Source organism: Pseudoalteromonas sp. S3260 (assembly GCF_005886925.1).
Taxonomy (GTDB): domain Bacteria; phylum Pseudomonadota; class Gammaproteobacteria; order Enterobacterales; family Alteromonadaceae; genus Pseudoalteromonas; species Pseudoalteromonas tetraodonis.
In genome coordinates this window covers 1-478 of sequence record NZ_PNCV01000237.1, presented here as the reverse complement: position 1 = coordinate 478, position 478 = coordinate 1, and the positions used below count along the sequence as shown (strand labels likewise).

The window sequence follows — 478 nt, the reverse complement described above, 5'->3', positions numbered from 1 at the left end:
AAACACAGCGCCACTTTGCACTGGTTTTAGGTAGCTTTTTTATCTTGTTATGCCTGCTTATCTGGCTGGCTCGCTACCGCCTGAACAAAACTCTGTTACACCCACTGACACAGTTCCGACAGGCCATTGCCGCGCTCGCGCAGGGGCGCACGCTGGATCTTACCAGTCACACCATGCCTCAGGAGCTTGCAGTACTGGGAGAGCATTTTGAAAATATGGCCAAGGTGCGGCTGCAAACCGAACAGCAGTTAACGCATAAGCACACTGAACTACAGACTTTGCTGTCGGCACTGCCCGACAGTTACTTACGCATTGATGCTCAGGGCCAGGTGCTTGCCAAGCATGGCGTACTGGTACAGCAAGGCAATACACTGAGTGAGTTATTTCCCCATCATATTCATAAACGGATCCGTGTTGCGCTGACACTACTTAAAGAGCAGCCACATCTGCTACTGGAGTACACATTAGGTGAAAACCA

Annotated in this window: 1 pseudogene; it reads left to right on the top strand. The window is 50.6% G+C overall.

Features of this window, described 5'->3' with window-relative positions:
- Positions 1–173 precede the first annotated feature (173 nt).
- Positions 174–478 (top strand): annotated as a pseudogene (locus CWC14_RS19490) (bifunctional diguanylate cyclase/phosphodiesterase); the annotation flags it as partial.